At 33.1% G+C, this 19,411-nt stretch carries 21 protein-coding genes; 18 read left to right on the top strand and 3 right to left on the bottom strand.

The genetic code is table 11. From position 1 onward, the window contains the following. Window positions 1–146 precede the first annotated feature (146 nt). Genes BQ7474_RS09345 through BQ7474_RS09325 form a run of 5 tightly spaced genes read left to right on the top strand, consistent with a single transcriptional unit; the run spans window position 147 to window position 4,737 of the window. The gene (locus BQ7474_RS09345; RefSeq protein ID WP_073998594.1) at window positions 147–2,018 is read left to right on the top strand and encodes a BglG family transcription antiterminator; all 1,872 of its coding nucleotides are present in this window, start codon (window positions 147–149) and stop codon (window positions 2,016–2,018) included. A 13-nt stretch (window positions 2,019–2,031) separates the two neighbouring features. Continuing rightward, window positions 2,032–2,466, top strand: a complete 435-nt coding sequence (locus BQ7474_RS09340) for a PTS sugar transporter subunit IIA (protein WP_159429560.1) — start codon at window positions 2,032–2,034, stop codon at window positions 2,464–2,466. A 1-nt stretch (window position 2,467) separates the two neighbouring features. Then, a complete protein-coding gene (locus BQ7474_RS09335; RefSeq protein WP_073998593.1) occupies window positions 2,468–2,743 on the top strand; it encodes a PTS sugar transporter subunit IIB in 276 nt (91 codons plus the stop codon). A 2-nt stretch (window positions 2,744–2,745) separates the two neighbouring features. Further along, a complete protein-coding gene (locus tag BQ7474_RS09330) occupies window positions 2,746–3,981 on the top strand; it encodes a PTS ascorbate transporter subunit IIC (protein ID WP_073998592.1) in 1,236 nt (411 codons plus the stop codon). 12 nt (window positions 3,982–3,993) lie between these two features. Then, on the top strand, window positions 3,994–4,737 hold the full coding sequence (locus tag BQ7474_RS09325) for a sugar isomerase domain-containing protein (RefSeq protein ID WP_073998591.1): 744 nt from the start codon (window positions 3,994–3,996) through the stop codon (window positions 4,735–4,737). A 126-nt stretch (window positions 4,738–4,863) separates the two neighbouring features. On the opposite strand, the gene BQ7474_RS09320 is transcribed toward BQ7474_RS09325, so the two are convergent. Both BQ7474_RS09320 and BQ7474_RS09315 read right to left on the bottom strand, forming a co-directional pair. Further along, window positions 4,864–5,769 (bottom strand): lactate/malate family dehydrogenase, encoded by a 906-nt coding sequence (locus BQ7474_RS09320; RefSeq protein WP_073998590.1) that lies wholly within the window; start codon window positions 5,767–5,769, stop codon window positions 4,864–4,866. An 89-nt stretch (window positions 5,770–5,858) separates the two neighbouring features. Then, window positions 5,859–7,130, bottom strand: a complete 1,272-nt coding sequence (locus BQ7474_RS09315; protein ID WP_073998589.1) for a glucose-6-phosphate isomerase — start codon at window positions 7,128–7,130, stop codon at window positions 5,859–5,861. A 308-nt stretch (window positions 7,131–7,438) separates the two neighbouring features. Here BQ7474_RS09315 and galE point away from each other — a divergent pair, with 308 nt between their 5' ends. The 13 genes from galE (at window position 7,439) to rbr (ending at window position 18,990) form a co-directional block, all read left to right on the top strand. Next, window positions 7,439–8,467: a UDP-glucose 4-epimerase GalE gene (gene galE, locus BQ7474_RS09310; RefSeq protein ID WP_073998588.1), complete on the top strand. Its 1,029-nt coding sequence runs from the start codon at window positions 7,439–7,441 to the stop codon at window positions 8,465–8,467. Continuing rightward, window positions 8,464–9,384, top strand: coding sequence for a nucleotidyltransferase family protein (locus tag BQ7474_RS09305; protein ID WP_073998587.1), 921 nt, complete (start codon window positions 8,464–8,466; stop codon window positions 9,382–9,384). The genes galE and BQ7474_RS09305 overlap by 4 nt, the downstream gene beginning before the upstream one ends. Window positions 9,385–9,425: 41 nt before the next feature. Next, window positions 9,426–10,250 carry a sulfatase/phosphatase domain-containing protein gene (locus BQ7474_RS09300; RefSeq protein WP_082187917.1) on the top strand — a complete coding sequence of 275 codons (825 nt, stop codon included), beginning with the start codon at window positions 9,426–9,428 and terminating at the stop codon, window positions 10,248–10,250. A 249-nt stretch (window positions 10,251–10,499) separates the two neighbouring features. Then, window positions 10,500–10,775, top strand: coding sequence for a preprotein translocase subunit YajC (gene yajC, locus BQ7474_RS09295; protein ID WP_073998585.1), 276 nt, complete (start codon window positions 10,500–10,502; stop codon window positions 10,773–10,775). 18 nt (window positions 10,776–10,793) lie between these two features. Next, complete coding sequence (agaV, locus tag BQ7474_RS09290; protein ID WP_073998584.1) at window positions 10,794–11,270, top strand: PTS N-acetylgalactosamine transporter subunit IIB; 477 nt, start codon at window positions 10,794–10,796, stop codon at window positions 11,268–11,270. Between the two features lie 16 nt (window positions 11,271–11,286). Next, the gene (locus BQ7474_RS09285; protein WP_073998583.1) at window positions 11,287–12,093 is read left to right on the top strand and encodes a PTS mannose/fructose/sorbose/N-acetylgalactosamine transporter subunit IIC; all 807 of its coding nucleotides are present in this window, start codon (window positions 11,287–11,289) and stop codon (window positions 12,091–12,093) included. Further along, window positions 12,083–13,090, top strand: coding sequence for a PTS system mannose/fructose/sorbose family transporter subunit IID (locus BQ7474_RS09280; protein WP_073998582.1), 1,008 nt, complete (start codon window positions 12,083–12,085; stop codon window positions 13,088–13,090). The genes BQ7474_RS09285 and BQ7474_RS09280 overlap by 11 nt, the downstream gene beginning before the upstream one ends. Beyond that, entirely contained in the window at window positions 13,090–13,509 is a 420-nt protein-coding gene (locus BQ7474_RS09275) for a PTS sugar transporter subunit IIA (protein WP_073998581.1), read from the top strand. Before BQ7474_RS09280 ends, BQ7474_RS09275 begins: the two co-directional genes overlap by 1 nt. Before the next feature lie 134 nt (window positions 13,510–13,643). Continuing rightward, a complete protein-coding gene (locus tag BQ7474_RS09270; RefSeq protein WP_073998580.1) occupies window positions 13,644–14,177 on the top strand; it encodes a MarR family transcriptional regulator in 534 nt (177 codons plus the stop codon). 128 nt (window positions 14,178–14,305) lie between these two features. Further along, window positions 14,306–15,535: a MalY/PatB family protein gene (locus tag BQ7474_RS09265; RefSeq protein WP_073998579.1), complete on the top strand. Its 1,230-nt coding sequence runs from the start codon at window positions 14,306–14,308 to the stop codon at window positions 15,533–15,535. Between the two features lie 32 nt (window positions 15,536–15,567). Then, window positions 15,568–16,761: an amidohydrolase gene (locus tag BQ7474_RS09260; RefSeq protein ID WP_073998578.1), complete on the top strand. Its 1,194-nt coding sequence runs from the start codon at window positions 15,568–15,570 to the stop codon at window positions 16,759–16,761. Between the two features lie 51 nt (window positions 16,762–16,812). Continuing rightward, window positions 16,813–18,183, top strand: a complete 1,371-nt coding sequence (locus BQ7474_RS09255; RefSeq protein ID WP_073998577.1) for an AbgT family transporter — start codon at window positions 16,813–16,815, stop codon at window positions 18,181–18,183. A gap of 216 nt (window positions 18,184–18,399) precedes the next feature. Continuing rightward, window positions 18,400–18,990, top strand: coding sequence for a rubrerythrin (gene rbr / locus BQ7474_RS09250; RefSeq protein ID WP_073998576.1), 591 nt, complete (start codon window positions 18,400–18,402; stop codon window positions 18,988–18,990). Here the strand turns inward: rbr and BQ7474_RS11145 are convergent. Beyond that, window positions 18,904–19,167: a helix-turn-helix domain-containing protein gene (locus BQ7474_RS11145; protein WP_456236385.1), complete on the bottom strand. Its 264-nt coding sequence runs from the start codon at window positions 19,165–19,167 to the stop codon at window positions 18,904–18,906. The two genes, rbr and BQ7474_RS11145, sit on opposite strands and share 87 nt — an antisense overlap. Window positions 19,168–19,411 lie beyond the last annotated feature (244 nt).

The following is a 19,411-nucleotide window of genomic DNA, read 5'->3' as shown; positions in this document are numbered from 1 at the left end:
ATTGCAAACGTTTTATAATGTTTATAGGAGGTGATTAAATAAATTATAAAGATTTAATATTTCTTAAATATATTTGTGAATCGGAAGATAATCAGCATATAGACATTCTATCTGATATATTTAGTGTAAGTTCTAGGTCAATAAGGATGACTGTAGATAGATTAAATATAATTATTAATAAAATTGAACCCACTTACCATATTTCAATTTACAATGGCTTAGTTAGTATTAATAATCATAATTTGTATGAAATAATAATTAAAAATTTAGATGTTAGTTTTTATAGATTAAATGTATATGAGAGAGTTAAATGCACAACATTGCTGCTGATTTTAAGTACAAAGTATTTAACTTATCAAGAAATTTCAGATATTTTACAGATATCTAGAACCACTTTAATATCTGATCAAGAAAAATTAATTGATTATACGATGTATAACAATTTAAATGTTGAAATAAATGTGGGAAAGGGACTAATATTAAATTCGGATGAGGAAATATTAAGATCATATATTCTAGATTTCTTAGATAATAATAATTACCTATATCAAATAATTTATAATGGAAAATTCAAAATAGAAATTTTAGAAAATGATATTTTAAAAGATATTCATACCAAAATTACAGAAAAAATTAATACTTTAGAAAATAAGTATGGATTAGAATTTTCAAAAAAATCTTATTTCAAACTTGTCAATTTTCTAACGTTATTTTCAACAAGAATTATCTTAAACAAATTTATTAAATATTATGAAAAATCTAGTGTTTCTGAACTAGGTGAACATGTAATTAAAATTATTGAGAATACAACAAAGATTATACTACCTAATAGCGAAAAATTTTATATTAATATTTTTGTAGAGAGCTTAGAATATAGATTTAGAATTGTTGATAGTTTTAAGTCACCGAATACTCAAGTAATAGCTAGAAAGTTTATAGAAAGAATTTCTAATGAACTCAATATTCCTTTTCAAGAAGACTTTGATCTTTTTAGTAATTTATCTATGCATCTTCAAAGAAATGAAGTTAATATAACAAATTATGATAAATTAATGATAGAAGGATTTCCTAGATCCATTAGCAATGATATCATAAAAGCTGTCATAAATAATATAACTATTTTGGAATCTTACTACAATAAAATATTTGATGATTATGATATTAATTATATTTCTATATATTTTTTAACTTCTTACGAGATTATGAGATTAAATGAACTAAAAAAAGCGAGAGCTGCTTTATTAACCGATTTAGGATTGGGAACAGAAAAATTTCTAAAGGTCCGTATAGAAAATAGTTTTGGAATTCATATAGACAAAATTATTAGCAGTCATGAGGTTGGTTTGATCGATTTATCTGATATTGATGTGATATTTTCAACTGTAAGTACTGAATTAGAAAAAACAATTCAGATAGATTTAAATATTGGATTTTCTAGCGAAGATATTTCCAATATTAATAATTTCTTGGATCATTTGATTATAAGAAAGATGGATAAAAAACGCAAAGAAGACTTTAAAGATAACGTTTTTCCAACAACGTATTCAGAAGGATACGGATTAAGTGCTACAGAATTTTTAAATAAAGAATTTATAGAAATTAAGAATTACGAATCAGATTGGGAAACAGCTATTAAAGAAGCGGGCTCTATTTTAAAAGATAAAGATTATATAAATTATAAATATATAGAAGAATCTATAGATAATATAAGAAGAAGCGGACCTTATGTAATAATTACAGATGGAGTAGCGTTGCCACACGCCAGTATATCGAATAGTGTAAAAAGAACAGGATTTTCTTTATTAATCATAAAGAATCCAGTTGAATTTGGAATAAACTCTGGAGAGTTTATAAATTTTATCATTTTTTTTGCCACTGTTAATCAAAGCGACCATTTAAGAGCCTTGTTCGAATTATCAAATCTGTTTAACGATAATAAATTTAAGAAAGATTTACTATTAGCAAATAATTCTGTGGAAGCCGCGAATATAATTTATAAATATGTATCTAAATTTTGAAAAAGGAGGAATGATGCTTTCTGATATTTTATTTTTAGAAAGAATGAGTAAAGTTGATAAGGTTAATGATTGGGAAACAGCTATAAAAATTGCTACTCAGCCACTAATAGATGACGAGTCAGTAAAAAGCGAATATGTAAATGATATGATTTCTAGTATAAAAAAATTTGGCCCATATATTGTAATAGATGATTATATTGCAATACCACACGCTATTTCAGAAGAGAATGTAGATAAACAATCAATGAGTTTGTTATCTATTAAAGAACCAGTTGATTTACTAGGCAATCCAGTAAAACTTTTTATTGTACTAGCCCCAGAAGATAGGGATGGCCATATGCAATCATTAGCGGAACTATCAGAACTATTGATGGATGAAGAAAAAAAAGATGTTTTCATAAATGGAAGTTTACAAGAAATTAACGAATTAATAAAAAAAGGAGCATAAAATGAAAGTATTGGCAGTTTGTGGATTTGGAGTGGGCTCAAGCATGATTTTAAAAATGAGTGCTGAAAAAGCTTTAAGAAATTTAAATATTGAGGGAGATGTAGAGAATACTGATTTATCAGGAGCAAGAGGTACTGATGTAGATTTGATTTTGACTAGTAATGAACTTGCTAATGAATTAAAATCATCAGTAAATGTACCTGTTATCCCAATAATGAAATACATGGATGTTAATGAAGTTGAGTCAAAGATAAAAGAATTTATTGACAAGGAGTAAATATGAATTTTATTACACAGAATATTTTAAGAAATCCGCCAGTATTGCTAGGTCTCATTGCATTAATTGGATTGTTATTACAAAAGAAATCAGCATCTGATGTTATTAAAGGCAGTTTAATGGCTGCTTTTGGAATGATAATATTAGATACTGGTGTAGGCATGTTAGTAGGAACTATTTCTCCTATAAACGAAGCTTTTTCGCAGGCAATTAATGGCAGTGTAGGGGAAGGGTTAAATGATATTACATTTACTGCTAATTTTGGAGGAGAAGTTGGATTAGCAATGTTCATTGGATTGGTTATACATCTTCTAATTGCAAAATTCACACCTATTAAAACAATATTTTTAACTGGACATATGATTTGGTGGTTTCCATTTATATTTGTAGCCGCGGGCGTTGAAGCAGGTTTAAAAGGAACAGCTTTAATTGTTTCTGCAGCTATATTATCAGCATTGTATTGGTCTATAATGCCTTGGGTTTTAAGAAAATATGTATTTGATGTAACAGGTGACGAATCTTTCACATTAGGACATCCTACAGGACTATTATCAATTATAGCAGGATCTATAGCAAGAGTTGTAGGAGATAAGAACAAATCTACTGAAGATATAGATTTTCCGAAAAGTTTATCTTTTTTTAGAGAAGTTCCAATAACAGGTGGTATTGTTATGATGCTTATTTGGATTATTATTGGATTAATTATACCATCTCTAACTGAAAATAATCTAATTTTCGAATCTTTAAATCAAGGTTTGAAGTTTGGAGCAGGTTTATTAATAATGTTACAAGGTGTTAGAATGCTAATTAATCAAATTGTACCAGCATTTCAAGGTATCTCAGAAAAGATTGTACCAAACGCAATACCAGCTTTTGATTGTCCAGTAATATTTAATTATAAACCTAATGCTGTAATTATAGGATTCATAACTTCAATGGTCGTATCCACTATTACCTTAATAGTAGTCAATAAATTAGGAATATTTAACACATTTTTATTACCTTTAGTTATTACGTGTTTCTTTGAATGTGGTGCAGCTGCTGTTATTGCTGAAGGTCAAGGCGGTATGAAAGGTTGCATTATAGGAACAGCTGTATCTTCAATAGTTATGATTTTTGTTTTAGGTATCTCAGCTGATATTTACTCAAATACTATTTCTAACTGGATGTTAATTTTCGGTGGGAATGATTTTTCCATATTTGGTAGCTTAGCAAAATTAGTTTTATCAATATTTTAGTTAGGAGATTTAATGAATTTTAAATATTATGATAGAATTTCATCTATAATAAAAACAGTACAAAATGAAGAAATTAAAGGCATGGAAAAGTCTGTTGATCTTTTTAAGCAGGCTATATTAAAAAAGAAAAATATTTATGTTTTCGGATCATCTCATGCTGGTATCCTAACTCAAGAACTATACTATAGAGCAGGTGGGTTAATGACTATAAATCCAATTTTTCCTAAGGAAACAATGCTCGATACTACTCCCATTACAAGAACGTCAAAAATGGAGAGATTAGAAGGTTATGGCGAGATAATCGGAAAAGAAGTTAATTTTTCTAAAGGCGATTTATTACTTGTTCATTCTGTGTCGGGCAGAAATCCCCAAACTATAGAAGTTGCATTAGAAGCGAAAAAAAATAATGCAACAGTAGTATGCATAACTAATCTTGAATACAGCAAGTCTGTAACATCTAGACATAGCTCAGGAAAGAAGTTATATGAAATAGCAGATGTGGTGCTAGATAATCATGGAGATATAGGTGATGCATCGGTATATATTAAATCGTTAGGAAGCAAAGTAACGCCTACGAGTTCTATTATTTCGATATATATAGCGCAGGAGATTATAACTCAATCTATAATTGAACTTACAGAAGAAGGATTTACTAATATACCAATATTCTATAGTGCTAACCTTGATGGAGGGGATGAACTTAATAGAAAACTATACGAAGAATATAAGGGTAACATAAAGTACAAAATGTATTAGATTTCACAGGTGACGCATCAGCAGCTATTATCAACTCAAATAGACTAAGAAAAAAGGGTAAAATCGCATAAAAAAAGAATCCACAATGGGATTCTATTATCGGGGCTTTTGCAAGTGCAAGGGCCCTTATTTTATTGGAGCAGTTTCCTTTATTGTTTTTACTGAATGTTCCCATTTAGCTTGTTCTTTTTCATCTAGTTTTAGGCGAAAATCGCGGATTACTCCATTTCTTCCAACTACGGCAGGGTGTCCTATGTAGCAACCATCAACTGGTGAATATGAAGAAACTGCAAGGATAGTTTTGGAATCTTTAAATATTGTCTCTACTACTATTGCTGTAGCATTTGCTATACCGTAAGATGTGTATCCTTTTGCCTTAATTGTCTCAAAAGCTTTCATTCTGGTTGATTCTTCTATATCTTCGATAGTCTTTTGGTCCAAAAGATTTGTTATTGGTTCATTTGCTATATAAACATTTGACCAAGCTACAAATTGGCTGTTGCCATGTTCGCCTATGACATAACCGTCTATAGAATTTGGGTCTAGGTCCACAAATTTTGCTACAGCATTTTTCATCCTTGCTGTATCAAGTATTGTTCCTGTTCCTATGACTCTCTCGCGAGGGATCTCGGTTAGTTTTTGCATATATTCTGCTATAACATCACAAGGATTTGTGATAGATACTATAATTCCATCAAATTTTGATTTTTTGATTATTGGAGCCCATTCTTCTACGCAAGTTTTGGTATATTTGAATTCTTCTAAGCGGTCAGAATGTTTTTGCAAGATACTAATATCACCAGGCGCAAAAATTATAATATCACTATCATCTAGATCAGATGTTTTTCCTGCTATTAAATTTACATTTCCATCACGTTTGACCATGCCATCAGACATGTCGTTTACTTCTGCTTGAGCTAGTCCTTCTTTTTTGTCAAATAGGGCAAGGGTATCACAAAGTTGTCTTTCTATCAAAGTATAGGCAACTGTAGCCCCTACATTTCCTAAGCCAATTAGAGAAATTTTTTTCATTATCCACCTCTTATTAATTTATTCAATACTAAGTGAAAAAAAGAGCCGTAACGCCAGACTCTTTTTAGTGCACTCTTACTAACTATATTTTAATATCCTGGTTTTCCAAGTAATTTAAACATTTGTGCCTTATATTCTTCTACTCCTGGTTGGTTAAATGGATTAACTCCAAGCATATAGCCTGATACACCAACTGCTATTTCAAAGAAATAATATAGTTTGCCTATTGATTTGGCGCTAACTTCATCTAGGATTATACGAATATTTGGTACATTTCCGCCTACATGGGCAATTGTAGTACCTTCCATGGCTTGCTTGTTAACATAATTCATTGTTTTGCCAGCTAGGAAGTTTAGTCCATCTAGGTTGTCAGCTGTTTCTTTGATTTCTATATCTTTTTTTGCATTTTCAATTTCTATTACAGTTTCAAATAGGTTTCTCCTACCATCTTGAATCATTTGTCCAAGTGAGTGGAGGTCTGTAGAGTTATTTATAGATACTGGAAAGATTCCCTTGCCATCTTTACCTTCAGACTCTCCGAATAATTGTTTCCACCATTCTGCAATATACTGTAATTTTGGTTCGTAGTTTACAAAGACTTCTATATCTTTGTCATCTTCATATAACATATTTCTAACAGCTGCATACTTGATAGCTTCATTTTCAAAATCTTCTTTAGTATAGATTTCGCGTCCCTCTGCAAAGCCTGCTATAAATTCGTCTATATTGATGCCGCTAGCTGCAAGTGGCAATAGACCTACTGCTGATATTACAGAGAAACGTCCGCCTATATCATCTGGAACAACAAAAGTTTGGTAGCCTTCAGAACTTGCCAAGTCTTTCAATGCACCCTTGTTTTTATCTGTTGTAGCATAAATTCTGCCTTTAGCTTCTTCTTTACCATATTTTTCCTCAAGAGCTTCTTTTAAGAACCTAAAAGCAATAGCAGGTTCTGTTGTTGTACCTGATTTTGAAATAACATTTACTGAAAAGTCCTTATCCTTGAGGTAATCAAGCAAATCAGCCATGTATTCGCCAGAAATATTATTGCCAGCGTAAACAATTTTAACTTTTCTATCAGAGTTAAAATACTTATCCAAGGCAAATTCTGTAGCTTTGATACCTAGGTAGGAACCACCAATACCAACAGAAACTAAAACCTCACTGTCAGATTGGATTTTTGCTGCAGTCTTTTTGATTCTCTCAAATTCTTCTTTGTCGTAGTTATTTGGTCTATCAATCCAACCCAAAAAGTCATTACCTTCACCTGATCCATCAATCAAAGTTTTAAAGGCATCCATGGCTTTTTCTTCATAATTGTTGATGTTTTTCAAGTCAACATTTGTAAAATCTAATCTCATCATAGCCTCCTTCATAAACTACTTAATTTATACCCAAACTTTGGTAAATAGCTAGTTTTATGGGGAAAGTTTTGGAGAAAATGTTATCTTAAAAATTTAGCCTGATAGTATATTGTAGAGCTAATAACAAGTAATTTCGTAATATAAATACATTTATATATTGATGAAAAGGTTTTATAATTCATTTGACAAGAAAATAGCTATTTTTTATAATAAACTTGGCGTATACTATACTTAAAGAAGAAAAAATCATATGGCTTTGCTAAGCCAAGAAAATATACTTTTTGACTTAAAATGAAAGGATAAAAATGACACGAGTATTATTGACCGGTGGGGCAGGATATATTGGTAGCCACACAGCTGTAGAACTTTTAGAAAGAGGATATGATGTTGTAATTTACGATAATCTTGTAAATTCATCAAAGATAGCTTTAGATAGGGTGGAAGAGATTACAGGCAAGAAACTTACTTTTTATGAGGCTGATATCCTAGATACGGAATTTTTAAAAGAAGTTTTAATCAAAGAGAAAATAGATGTAGTCATACACTTTGCAGCTCTCAAGGCTGTCGGTGAATCAGTCAAAAAACCACTCAAATATTACCATAACAACCTTACAGGAACCCTAAGCCTGCTTGAAGCTATGGAGGAAGTTGGTGTTAAAAACATCATTTTCTCATCATCAGCTACAGTTTATGGTGATCCAGAAACAACGCCTATTACTGAAGATTTTCCAAAGGGCACTTGCACCAATCCATACGGCTGGTCCAAGTCCTTTATGGAGCAAATTATGACTGACCTAAACACGGCTGACCCAGACTTTAAAGTGGTTTTGCTAAGGTATTTTAACCCAATTGGAGCTCACAAATCTGGACTTATTGGCGAAGACCCACAAGGCATTCCAAACAATCTATTGCCATATATCTCTCAAGTTGCTGTTGGCAAGCTCCCGTACTTACACGTTTATGGTGACGACTACGACACTCACGATGGTACAGGAGTCAGGGACTATATACACGTAGTAGATTTGGCCAAGGGCCATGTCTTGGCAGTTGATAAGATAGATGAGCTTGATGGAGTAAGTGTATTTAACCTAGCAACAGGTAATGGTTATTCGGTTCTCGATGTCCTTCATGCTTTTGAAAAAGCATGTGGTAAAGAAATCCCATACCAAATTGAGGCAAGAAGAGAAGGAGATATAGATAAGTCATTTGCAGATGCTAGTAAGGCCAAGGAAGTACTAGGATGGGTTGCTGATAATGGTATAGATCAAATGTGCCAAGATGCATGGAAATGGCAAAAAATGAATCCAAATGGATACAAATCGGAGGAAAAATGAAGACGACATTAGTAGTATTAGCAGCAGGAATAGGCAGCAGATATGGGGCGGGCATCAAACAACTAGCCAAAATGGACGACAATGGCTATACCATCATAGACTATTCAATATTTGATGCCAAAGAAGCTGGATTTGACAAAGTTGTATTTATCATAAGAGATGAGATAGAAGATGACTTCAAAGAAATAATTGGCGATAGAATTTCTGAAATTATGGAAGTTGAATATGCTTATCAAAGGCCAGAACTTCCAGGCGGATTCAAAAATCCAGAGAGCAGAACCAAACCTTGGGGAACAGTCCAAGCAATTATACCGACCAAAAAATTTGTAAACGAACCATTTTTAGTAATAAATGCTGATGATTACTATGGCAAGAAAGTTTTCAAAGACTTGCATGACTTCCTAGTAGATCCAGCAAATAGAGATAAAGATAAATTGCAAATCGCCATGGCAGGCTACAAACTAAAAAACACCCTATCAGACAACGGAACAGTGACGCGTGGAGTTTCTGTAGGAGATGAGAACAATAAACTAGTAAAAATCCTAGAAACTCATGAAATAAAACTAGAAAAAGATGGTTCTCTTTCCAGCAAGGAAAATCTCGATTCTGACTTACTTAACCTAGAAAGTCTAGTTTCAATGAATATGTGGGCAAGTTACCCAGAATTCATAGATTTATGCGAAGAATACTTTGAGAAATATCTTCAAAGAAATAAAGATAATCTAGAAAAAGCAGAATACGTCCTTCCAGAAATGATCGATGAACTGTTAAAAGAAGACAAGGCAGAAATAACTATTCTTCCAACCAATGAAAAGTGGATAGGTATAACCTATAAAGAAGACTTAAAACAAGCCCAAGAAGCCTTTAAAGCAATGTTTGAAAAAGGAGTTTACCCATCAGATATTTGGGTCAAATAAGATGAACAAAAACAAACATAGTCTATTGTTGCCCACACTAGCTGCTACCTCCGGCATCATATTATTTTGACAAATACAAGAACAAGGAAGTTCTGCCTACCATCTATAGTGATTGGGATTTCTTTAAGGGCAAAAATTACGATATAAATGCTATTTATGGAGATATAGGCCAAGAAAAAATCAAAAATGCGAAAAGAGCCTATAGCTGCCTAGTAGAACAAATTGACCACCAAGTTGGAAGATTTTTAATGAAACTTAGTGAATATGGTCTCTTAGAAGATACCATCATAGTCTTTGATTCAGACCACGGCGATATGATAGGAGACCACAATTTCCTAAGAAAATCCGTCCCATACCAAGGATCAATTCACATACCTCTAATAGTATATGATCCAGGCAAGAACTTGGGAGACAATAAGGATAGCAAGCTAGATGAAATAGTTGAACTAAGAGATATAATGCCTAGTTTGCTAGATTTCTGTGACATAGAAATACCGGAAAGTGTAGAAGGCAAATCAATAAAAGATTTAATCAACGGCACAAAAGAAAGTCAAAGAGATTACCTTAACGGCGAACACGCCTATGAGGACTTGTCAAACCACTACATTCTAGATAAGGATTATAAATATGTTTGGTATAGCCAAAGTGGCAAAGAACAAATTTTCGATATAAAAAATGATCCAAAAGAAGTAAATGACCTCAAGGACGATCAAACAAAAGCTAGTCTAATAAAAGACTACAGAGGCAAAGTAGTGAAAGAACTAAAAAACAGACCAGAGAGATACATCAAAGAAGGTAATTTGCAAGTCGGATGTGAAGTCAGGGATACCTTGGAGTGGGGCTGTTGCAAATTGATAGATATCTAACGTTCCATCATTGGAGTGCACTCCCAGAAAGTTTGAGGTTTAGCCCGCCGGCTCAGGGAGGTAACTAGCCCGTCGGCTGACAGAGACCTTTCTGGGAGGGTGCTCGAATGATATAGGAACGATTTATCTATTTTGCAACAGCCCCTTTATCAAAACATTAAAATTTCAATGTTTATAACTCGTTATATTTGACAAGGTTATCAAATATATCTATAATTAAAACTGAAATAAGAGATTATAGGAGGATGTATGCTTGATAATATAGGGCAAATTTCTCTTGTTCTTTTAGCTTTTTTGTCCGTTTTTTTTGTTATTATGCAAATTATAAGTGCAAAAAACATGAAAAAGTCTAGGGAGAATATGAGAATTTTACAAGAAAGTTTAAAGCCGGGGGTAAAGGTTATGCTTTTAGGAGGGATTTATGGAACTCTTGTTAAGCTTAATAAAGAAACGGCTATTGTAAAGATTGCAGAAAATGTTGAAATTAAAGTAGATCGTTCTTCTATTCAATCCGTTATTAAATAATTTTATAAGGAGGAATTTATGCCAAATATTGTATTAACCAGAATTGATAACCGTCTATTGCATGGTCAAGTTGCAACTCAATGGACCAAGGCTATTGGTGCAAATCTAATTTTGGTGGCTAATGATGAAGTGGCTTCTAACAAAATGAGGCAAGGTCTTATGGATATGGCAGCTCCAACAGGTGTTGCAACCAGATATTGGACTATTCAAAAGACAATTGATACTATCCACAAGGCTGCTGATAGGCAACATATATTTATCATCTGCGAAACACCAGAGGATGTTTTAAAACTTGTAGAAGGTGGAGTACCAATAGATAAGTTAAATGTTGGAAATATGCACATGGCTGAGGGTAAACGCCAAGTGGCTGGAACAGTTGCTGTTGATGATAAAGATGTAGAAGCTTTCAAAGCTCTTCGTGATAAGGGCGTTGATATTGAGATTAGAAAAGTTCCTACTGAATCAAAAGATAATATTGATAAATTATTTTCATAATTTTTAGGAGATTTATATGCAATTTAATGCTTTACAAATACTATTGATATTTGTGGTAACATTTTTTGCGGCTATAGACCAATTCTCATTCCTAGAATCCCTATACCAACCTATTGTTATGGGTCCAGTTATTGGGGCTATTCTTGGGGACTTACACACTGGTCTTATTGTAGGCGCAACTTACCAACTTATGACTATTGGTAACATGCCAGTAGGTGGGGCACAACCACCAAATGCTGTTATCGGTGGTATTATGTCAGTAATCTTTGCGGTAACATCAGGTCTTGAACCAAATGCAGCTGTAGCTGCGGCTATTCCGTTTGCACTTCTTGGCCAATATGGGGTGACCTTACTTTTTACAGCTATGGCGCCAATCATGACAAAGGCGGACCAATATGCTGCTGATGCAAACCCACGCGGTATTGAAAAAATCAACTACGGGGCTATGGCTGCTCTTGGAACAATTTTTGGTATAATAGTTGTTCTATTTTTCCTAGCTGGTTCTGCTTTTGGAACTAGACTTGTAAAAGAAATCCCTGATACCCTTATGCATGGACTAGGTGTAGCAGGTGGAATGATGAAATACGTAGGTTTTGCTGTTCTATTAAGACTAATGCTTAGCCGTGACCTATGGGGATTCTTCCTTGCAGGTTTTGCCTTTGCAGTAATTATCATGGCTAATCCTGATTTAAGCGGTGCAGCACTACTATTAATTTCATTAATTGGTTTTGCAATTGCATTTTGGGATTACCAAATCCACACAAAACTTAAACAAGTTCAAGCAACAAGCGTAAGTGAAGGAGACTATGAAGATGGAATCTAATCAAATTTATGAATATCAAGATAGAAATCCAGCTCCTACTCTTGATAAGAAAACACTAAACAAAATGGTGTGGAGATCACTATTCCTACAAGCATCCTTCAACTACGAAAGAATGCAAGCTGCAGGATGGTTATACTCAATCCTGCCTGGACTAGAAAAAATCCACACAAATGATGAAGACCTATCAAGGTCTATGACCCACAACCTAGAATTTTTCAATACCCACCCATTCTTGGTAACATTTGTAATGGGAATTATCCTATCTCTTGAACAAAACAAGGTAGAGATTCCAACAATCAGAGCCGTAAGAGTTGCTGCTATGGGACCACTTGGTGGTATTGGTGATGCCCTATTTTGGTTTACACTAGTACCAATTTCAGCTGGTATAGCATCAAACCTTGCCCTACAAGGATCAATCGCTGGACCTATCCTATTTTTAGTAATATTTAATGTATTCCAATTTATTATCCGTTACTGGTTAATGAACTGGTCATACAAAATGGGATCTGAAGCCATTGATGTCTTTACAGCCAATGCCAAAGAATTTACAAGAGCTGCATCAATCCTTGGTGTAATGGTAGTAGGCGCATTAATTTCAGTGTATGGTGGAACAAAACTTGCCCTTGAAATACCGAATGGTAGTACAAACGAAGCAAGAGAAGTACAAACTGTTCTTCCAAATGACTCAATCAAAACATATGAAGAATACTTGTATGTAAAAGATGACAATGGTGCACTAACTACTGACCTACAAGAAGGTGCAGAGATTAGAGACCTAGGGAATGGAACAAGCCAAGTTAAATTTAACACTTACGAAGAAGTTCCAGTAACAGTTAATATTCAAGAAGTACTAGATGGTATAATTCCAAGCCTAGTACCGCTTGCCCTTACACTACTCTTATACTTCCTACTATCAAAGAAAGGATGGACCCCAATTATGTGTATTGGTTTCCTACTATTACTAGGAATTGTTGGTTCATATATAGGTATATTCTAATGAAAGGTATTATATTAACGACTCACGGAAATTTTGCATCTGGCTTATATTCGACAATAAAAATGATAGCCGGAGAATTTGAAAATATAAAAATTGTAGAATTTCATGAAGGAGACAATTTAGAAGACTTAGACAAAAGATTAGTAGAAGCCTATGATAGTCTAGACTACGACCAAGTAGTTGTACTTACAGACCTAGCAGGTGGAACACCATTTAATAGATCTGTAATGAGCCTATCAGATAAGGGCAATGTAGGATTTTTGGCAGGAGTAAACTTTGCCATGCTCTACCAAGCCCTAAGCTCAGAAACGGAAAACCTAGATGAATTCATAGAAGAAGTCCTAGAAACATCAAAAGAATCAATCACAAAATTCGACTTGGAAGTAAGCCAAGAAGATGATGACTTGGATGGGATTTAGGAATTAAAATTTAAACCTAGCTAAGATTTAGTGATTCTTAGCTAGGTTTTTTATATAGCTTTATAGTTAAAAGCCTTAATTATTAACCTTTTATTAAATGATATTTTGGTGTATTATAAATATTGAGGTAAAAAATGAAAAAAGATATATATGAAAAAGAAGTTATAGATAGTTGGTTTGACATTGAAGAAGGCAAAGTAGAAACAGATAGAAAATACGAAGAGCTTAGCAAACTCCTTGACCCAATGTATGATTTTGTATTAGCCTTTTCAAATTATTATAATACTAGAAGAAACTATGGTATAGGTCCAGACCTAACTATGATAGAAGTACACATACTAACCCAAATTTCTGACAATCCAGGCATAACTGTAACAGAACTTGCGAAAAGATGGCACAGATCAACATCGGCTATATCGCAAACAGTTAGAAAACTAATGAAACAAGATTTAGTTTATAGAGAAAATTCTAAAGAAAATGGAAAAATTTTCAACCTATACGCAAGTGACTTTGGAAACGAACTAGCTTTTAGACATAAGAAATATGATAATATAGATATTTTAAAAACAAGAAAAAAACTTTTGAATGAATTTACGCTAGAAGACTTGGTAGCCTTCGATAAAGTATGCAAAGCCTACACTGATATACTAAGAAACAATACTAATTGAGAAATTATACTCAGTTAGTATTTTTTTTGAAAAAAGAATTGATAAATTTTTAAAAATGTAATATAATGTAGGCAAAATAGTTAAGGACCTTAACTATTTAAGGTATAACACATTCATTAGGAGGTTTTATGAAATACAATTTTGACGAAAAAATTGATAGATCTGGTACAAATGCCATGAAATTAGAAGGATACAAAGGCTATATATTCCACGCTGATGATTCAATGGTACTACCTTTTGCAGATGAAGAATTTATTCATCTATGGGTCGCAGATATGGAGTTTGGAGTAGCACCTGAAATACTAGATGCAATCAGAGATAGGCTGGATAGGCAAATATTAGGATACACAGGAAATACTGACACTAGATTATATGATGCCTTGAGTGCATGGTGTAAGGAAAGATATGATTTCGAGTTTAAAAGAGAAGAACTGGTTATATCTAATGGGGTAGTACCTGCTATAATCCGTCTTATTAGATATATTGTAAAAGAAGATGAGAAAGTGCTATTCAACACACCAGCTTATGGTCAATTTGCAAACGCTTGCTTCAAAAACGGTAGAGAATATGTTACTAGTGATCTAATCAAAGATGAGGATGGTAACTACTATATTGATTTTGAAGATATGGATAAAAAGATGGCTCAAGCAGATGTTCCATTGTTTATTCTTTGTAATCCTCATAATCCAACAGGTAGAGCGTGGAGCAAAGAAGAGCTAGAAAAAATAGCAGAATTAATCGAAAAACACGACATGTGGGTCATATCAGATGAAATACATTGTGATTTGAGAAGGGCTGATGCTCCAAAACATATTCCATTAGGAAAAATAATGCCAGACTACAATAAATTAATAACATGTATGGCAGCAAGTAAATCATTCAATATCGCCGGTCTATCTGAGTCATCAATTATTATAAGAGATGAAAAAGTAAAGAAACAATGGCTATTTGATAGTGATGGTCTCGTAAATCCATTAAGCCACGAGGGAACAATAGCTGCTTATACAAAGGGTGGAGATTGGTTAAAAGAATGTAATGATTACTTAGATGGTAATTTTTCGTATTTATATAGATATCTAAGAAAAGAGCTACCTAAAATAATTATGACACCAGCTCAAACCACATATCTAGCATGGGTTGATTTTACAAATTATTTTGAAGAAAACGAAGATGTAGAATTATTCTTTGCAGAAAAATCAGGGGTTCTCATAGAAGCGGACAAAGCATTTGTAGACAACGCTAATAGGATGGTTAGAATTAACCTTGCTTGCCCTAGAGACTATTTAAAAGAAGGTCTAGAAAGAATGGTGGATGCAATTAAAAATAAACACGATGAGCCATTCTTAAAAGCTTTATAATAAATATTATATAATTAAGGGGATTAAATGTTATGGCTATAAAAACTAAAGAATTGCTAACTAAAGTTAATGATATAGAAAATTACTTAATAGAAACTAGAAGGTATTTGCATGAAAACCCAGAATTATCAGGGAAAGAATTTGAGACTAGTAAATTTTTAAAGAATGAAGTTCAAAAATTAGGCCTTGATATTGTAGAAGTAAAAGGTACAGGATTCTACGCGGTACTTGATACAGGAAGAAAAGGAAAAACAATCGCTCTTAGAACAGATATAGATGCATTGCCAGTATTAGAAAATGAAAGAAACTTAGCTATCGATAGAGTATGTCGATCTAAATCTGAAGGAGTATTTCATGCTTGCGGTCACGATGGACACATGGCAATATCATTAGGTGCAGCGAAAATATTATCTGATCTAAAAGATGAGCTAACAGGGAGAATTATTTTTATTTTTGAAGAGGGGGAAGAGACTGGTTCCGGAATTGATAGCATGATTGAGGCCTTAAAATTGGAAAAAATAGATGCTATTTATGGAAATCATCTTGCGTCGTTTTTAGATTCAAAAAAAGTATCAGTAGATAGTGGACCGGTTATGGCGGGCGCTGCATTAGTAGATTTTACTATAAGAGGTAAGGGCGGTCATGGATCAAGACCAGATTTATCTATAAATCCAATTTTTGCAGCTTCTAATATTTTAAATGGACTAACTTCGGCATGGGCAAATAGAATAGATGTGACTAAAACAGTAACTTTAGGTTTAGGAACTATTAATGGCGGTACAATCGCTAATGTTATACCTGATGAAGTAAGGATCACTGGTACGTTGAGATATTTTGACACAGAAGAAGGTAAAAAAGCAGTTGATCAAGTTAAAAAAGTTGGTAAATTAACAGCTCAAGCGCACGAATGTGAATTTATTGAGAATACGATTTCTTTAGTTACTTATCCTTTAATAAACGATGATAGACTATCTGAAATCGCAAAATCATCTATTAATGAAGTAATGCCCGAAAATTTAGTTTCCGATGTTACATGGTTTGCTTCAGAGTCTTTTGCGAAATACAGATCAATTGCTGATATCTTATTTGCTTTTATCGGTACAAGAAATGAGGAATTGGGGTCAGGTGCTGAGCATCATAATGAGTATTTTGACTTAGATGAGGCATCTCTTGGAGTCGGTGTCACAACTATGGTTAAGTTTACAATAGACTATTTAACAAAATAAGAACTTAGGAGAAAAAAATGGTTGTAGAGAAGAAAAAAAACGAAATTTAACATGCCACACATAATTTATATCGTTCTTGGTCTGTTAATACTTATGAGTTTATTGACATATGTAATACCAGCAGGTAATTTTGCAGTTGATGGAAACGGAAATATAGATGCAAGTAACTTCAACTATTTAGGGCATCAAACACCAGTAAGCTTTAAGGATTTATTCTTTATGTTGGCAGGAGGGCTAGCTGCTGCTTCGGCTACTATTTGGGTGGTAATGATATCGGGGGCTAATATGGAGGTAGTATTAGATACTGGTGCAATAGATAATACGCTTAACTATGCAACGATAAAATTAAGAGATAAATCCACAAAAGTTTTAATCCCAGCATTATATTTTTTAATATTAATTTTAGCATCATTTGCCTCGACTGATGCATTAATAGCTGTTGTCCCTATAGGAGTATTATTTGCAAAGAAATTAAAGTTAGATCCAATAGCTGCTCTATCTGTATCATTTTTTCCATCTGTAATTGGTTTTGGATTAGGAATAACAATAAGAGTAATTCCAGTTCAAGCATTATTTGATTTGCCAATGTTATCCGGATTTGGAATGAGATTTGTAATATTATTAATATTTGGTATTGTTGGATATTTATTTACAAGATCATATGTAAATAAAATTACTAAAGATCCTACTAAATCATTGATGTACGATACAGGATGGAGTCCTGAATCAGAAGAAATTATTGAAGAGGAAGTAAACGTAAATGTAGAAGCTCCAGTTAGAAGTTTCGTAGTATTAGCTTTACTTATCATCCAATATCTTTTATTAGTAGTTTATATATTAAAAGTTGGTGATAGACCTATGGACTTTATGCTATCATTTTTCTTAGTCTATACTTTTATCTTGGGTTTAGTAGGAGGAATGAAACTCAATGAAATTGCAGTTTCCATGACCAAAGGGATATCGAAAATGGCACTTGTTGGTTTAATAATAGGTTTTGCAACTTCAATGCAAACTATAATGGTGCAAGGTAATATTATTGATTCAATTGTGTACAATGTGACTAGACCATTGATGGGATTGAATAGATCACTTTCTGCAGTAGGTATAACGATTATAATTACAATATTGAATCCAATAATCCCATCAGCTATGGCAAAAGCAGCTGCACTAATACCTATTGTAAGCCCTATTGCCAGCGCCCTAGATATACATAATCAAGTAGCACTTCAAGCATTTCTATTTGGGGATAGTTTTACAAATATAATATCTCCTGCTTTAGGTTGGACTATGGGTGCGTTGGCAATTGCAGGAGTACCATATAGTAAATGGGTTAAGTGGGTTGTAAAACCCGTATTAGTCTTTATATTACTTTCGTGTATTGTAGTTTACGTACTAAATTCTATTGGTTGGACGGGAATGTAGATATAAAATATGGTGGAATAATTATGAGCTGCACTCCTAAATCTTGAGCAAAGATTGAAGAGTGAAGCTCATTAGATCTTGCTTTTTTAATCTAAAGTAATTGATTTTGATAATCATTATATATCGTAATAAAGAAATTAGTTTATAATTTGACAAATACTAGAATAACTCTTATAATATTAATATACATAAAATAATAAAAAAAGGAGTTTACATATGACATTAAAAGGTACAAAAACTGCACAAAACTTAATTACTTCTTTTGTTGGTGAATGCCAAGCAAACATGAGATATACTTATGCAGCAAAAACTGCTAAAAAAGAAGGATATGTTCAAATTTCTCGTATATTTGAAGAAACAGCTATGAACGAAAGAGAACACGCAGCTAGATTCTACAAATTCCTAAAAGAAGAATACAAACTTGAAGATATCGAACTAAATGAAAACTACACAAAATGGCCAGTAGTTTGGCATGATACATCAACAAACCTACAAGGTGCTATCGATGGAGAAAACGACGAAGCAGAAAATATGTATCCATCATTTGCAGACGTTGCTGAAGAAGAAGGCTTCCCAGAAATAGCTAGAGCATATAGACACATTGCAAAAGCTGAAGAAGCTCACAGAAATAGATATCAAAAATTAAAAGACAATATTGATGAAGGTAAAGTATTCAAAAAAGATGAAAAAGTTGTTTGGATGTGCGGTAACTGTGGTTATCTAATCGAAGCATACGAAGCTCCAAAGATTTGTCCAGCATGTGCTCACGGTCAAGAATACTTTGAAGTAGCTAGATTTAACTATTAATAACAAAAGAGCAGGGAGAAANGTATTTTTAGATTTACGGCCTTTCTTTTTATTCACAAGACCATTATATCCATAATTTTTATACTTGTTAACCCATGAATAAAGTTGTCCATCATTGATTCCATTTTCGATTGCTATAGATTTTATGGAATTTCCAGCTAACACTTTAGATATCATTTCTAATTTCTCATCAGCAGTCCAATTAATATTATTTCCGTGTTTTAAAATTTCTGGTCCATGAAGTTCTTCTAACTTAAACCATGTTCTAATTGAATCATGAAAGTTTTTTTCTTTAGCTCCTTCAGGTGTATCAGGCCATTTACCTTCTCTATACAATTGTACGCATTCTTTTTTGAATTCATAACTATATTTCATAAAAATACCCTCCTTACTGGTTTGTCCAGTAAAGAGGGTACATATC

It is taken from the genome of Anaerococcus urinomassiliensis, from assembly GCF_900128425.1.
Taxonomy (GTDB): domain Bacteria; phylum Bacillota; class Clostridia; order Tissierellales; family Peptoniphilaceae; genus Anaerococcus; species Anaerococcus urinomassiliensis.
This window is presented reverse-complemented; position numbering and strand designations above follow the sequence as displayed.

Bases quoted from the DNA above. Each gene is read 5' to 3' on its own strand.
- BQ7474_RS09345 (WP_073998594.1), top strand. From the start codon at position 147: ATGACTGTAGATAGATTAAATATAATTATTAATAAAATTGAACCCACT.
- BQ7474_RS09340 (WP_159429560.1), top strand. From the start codon at position 2,032: ATGCTTTCTGATATTTTATTTTTAGAAAGAATGAGTAAAGTTGATAAG.
- BQ7474_RS09335 (WP_073998593.1), top strand. From the start codon at position 2,468: ATGAAAGTATTGGCAGTTTGTGGATTTGGAGTGGGCTCAAGCATGATT.
- BQ7474_RS09330 (WP_073998592.1), top strand. From the start codon at position 2,746: ATGAATTTTATTACACAGAATATTTTAAGAAATCCGCCAGTATTGCTA.
- BQ7474_RS09325 (WP_073998591.1), top strand. From the start codon at position 3,994: ATGAATTTTAAATATTATGATAGAATTTCATCTATAATAAAAACAGTA.
- BQ7474_RS09320 (WP_073998590.1), bottom strand. From the start codon at position 5,769: ATGAAAAAAATTTCTCTAATTGGCTTAGGAAATGTAGGGGCTACAGTT.
- BQ7474_RS09315 (WP_073998589.1), bottom strand. From the start codon at position 7,130: ATGAGATTAGATTTTACAAATGTTGACTTGAAAAACATCAACAATTAT.
- galE (WP_073998588.1), top strand. From the start codon at position 7,439: ATGACACGAGTATTATTGACCGGTGGGGCAGGATATATTGGTAGCCAC.
- BQ7474_RS09305 (WP_073998587.1), top strand. From the start codon at position 8,464: ATGAAGACGACATTAGTAGTATTAGCAGCAGGAATAGGCAGCAGATAT.
- yajC (WP_073998585.1), top strand. From the start codon at position 10,500: ATGCTTGATAATATAGGGCAAATTTCTCTTGTTCTTTTAGCTTTTTTG.
- agaV (WP_073998584.1), top strand. From the start codon at position 10,794: ATGCCAAATATTGTATTAACCAGAATTGATAACCGTCTATTGCATGGT.
- BQ7474_RS09285 (WP_073998583.1), top strand. From the start codon at position 11,287: ATGCAATTTAATGCTTTACAAATACTATTGATATTTGTGGTAACATTT.
- BQ7474_RS09280 (WP_073998582.1), top strand. From the start codon at position 12,083: ATGGAATCTAATCAAATTTATGAATATCAAGATAGAAATCCAGCTCCT.
- BQ7474_RS09275 (WP_073998581.1), top strand. From the start codon at position 13,090: ATGAAAGGTATTATATTAACGACTCACGGAAATTTTGCATCTGGCTTA.
- BQ7474_RS09270 (WP_073998580.1), top strand. From the start codon at position 13,644: ATGAAAAAAGATATATATGAAAAAGAAGTTATAGATAGTTGGTTTGAC.
- BQ7474_RS09265 (WP_073998579.1), top strand. From the start codon at position 14,306: ATGAAATACAATTTTGACGAAAAAATTGATAGATCTGGTACAAATGCC.
- BQ7474_RS09260 (WP_073998578.1), top strand. From the start codon at position 15,568: ATGGCTATAAAAACTAAAGAATTGCTAACTAAAGTTAATGATATAGAA.
- BQ7474_RS09255 (WP_073998577.1), top strand. From the start codon at position 16,813: ATGCCACACATAATTTATATCGTTCTTGGTCTGTTAATACTTATGAGT.
- rbr (WP_073998576.1), top strand. From the start codon at position 18,400: ATGACATTAAAAGGTACAAAAACTGCACAAAACTTAATTACTTCTTTT.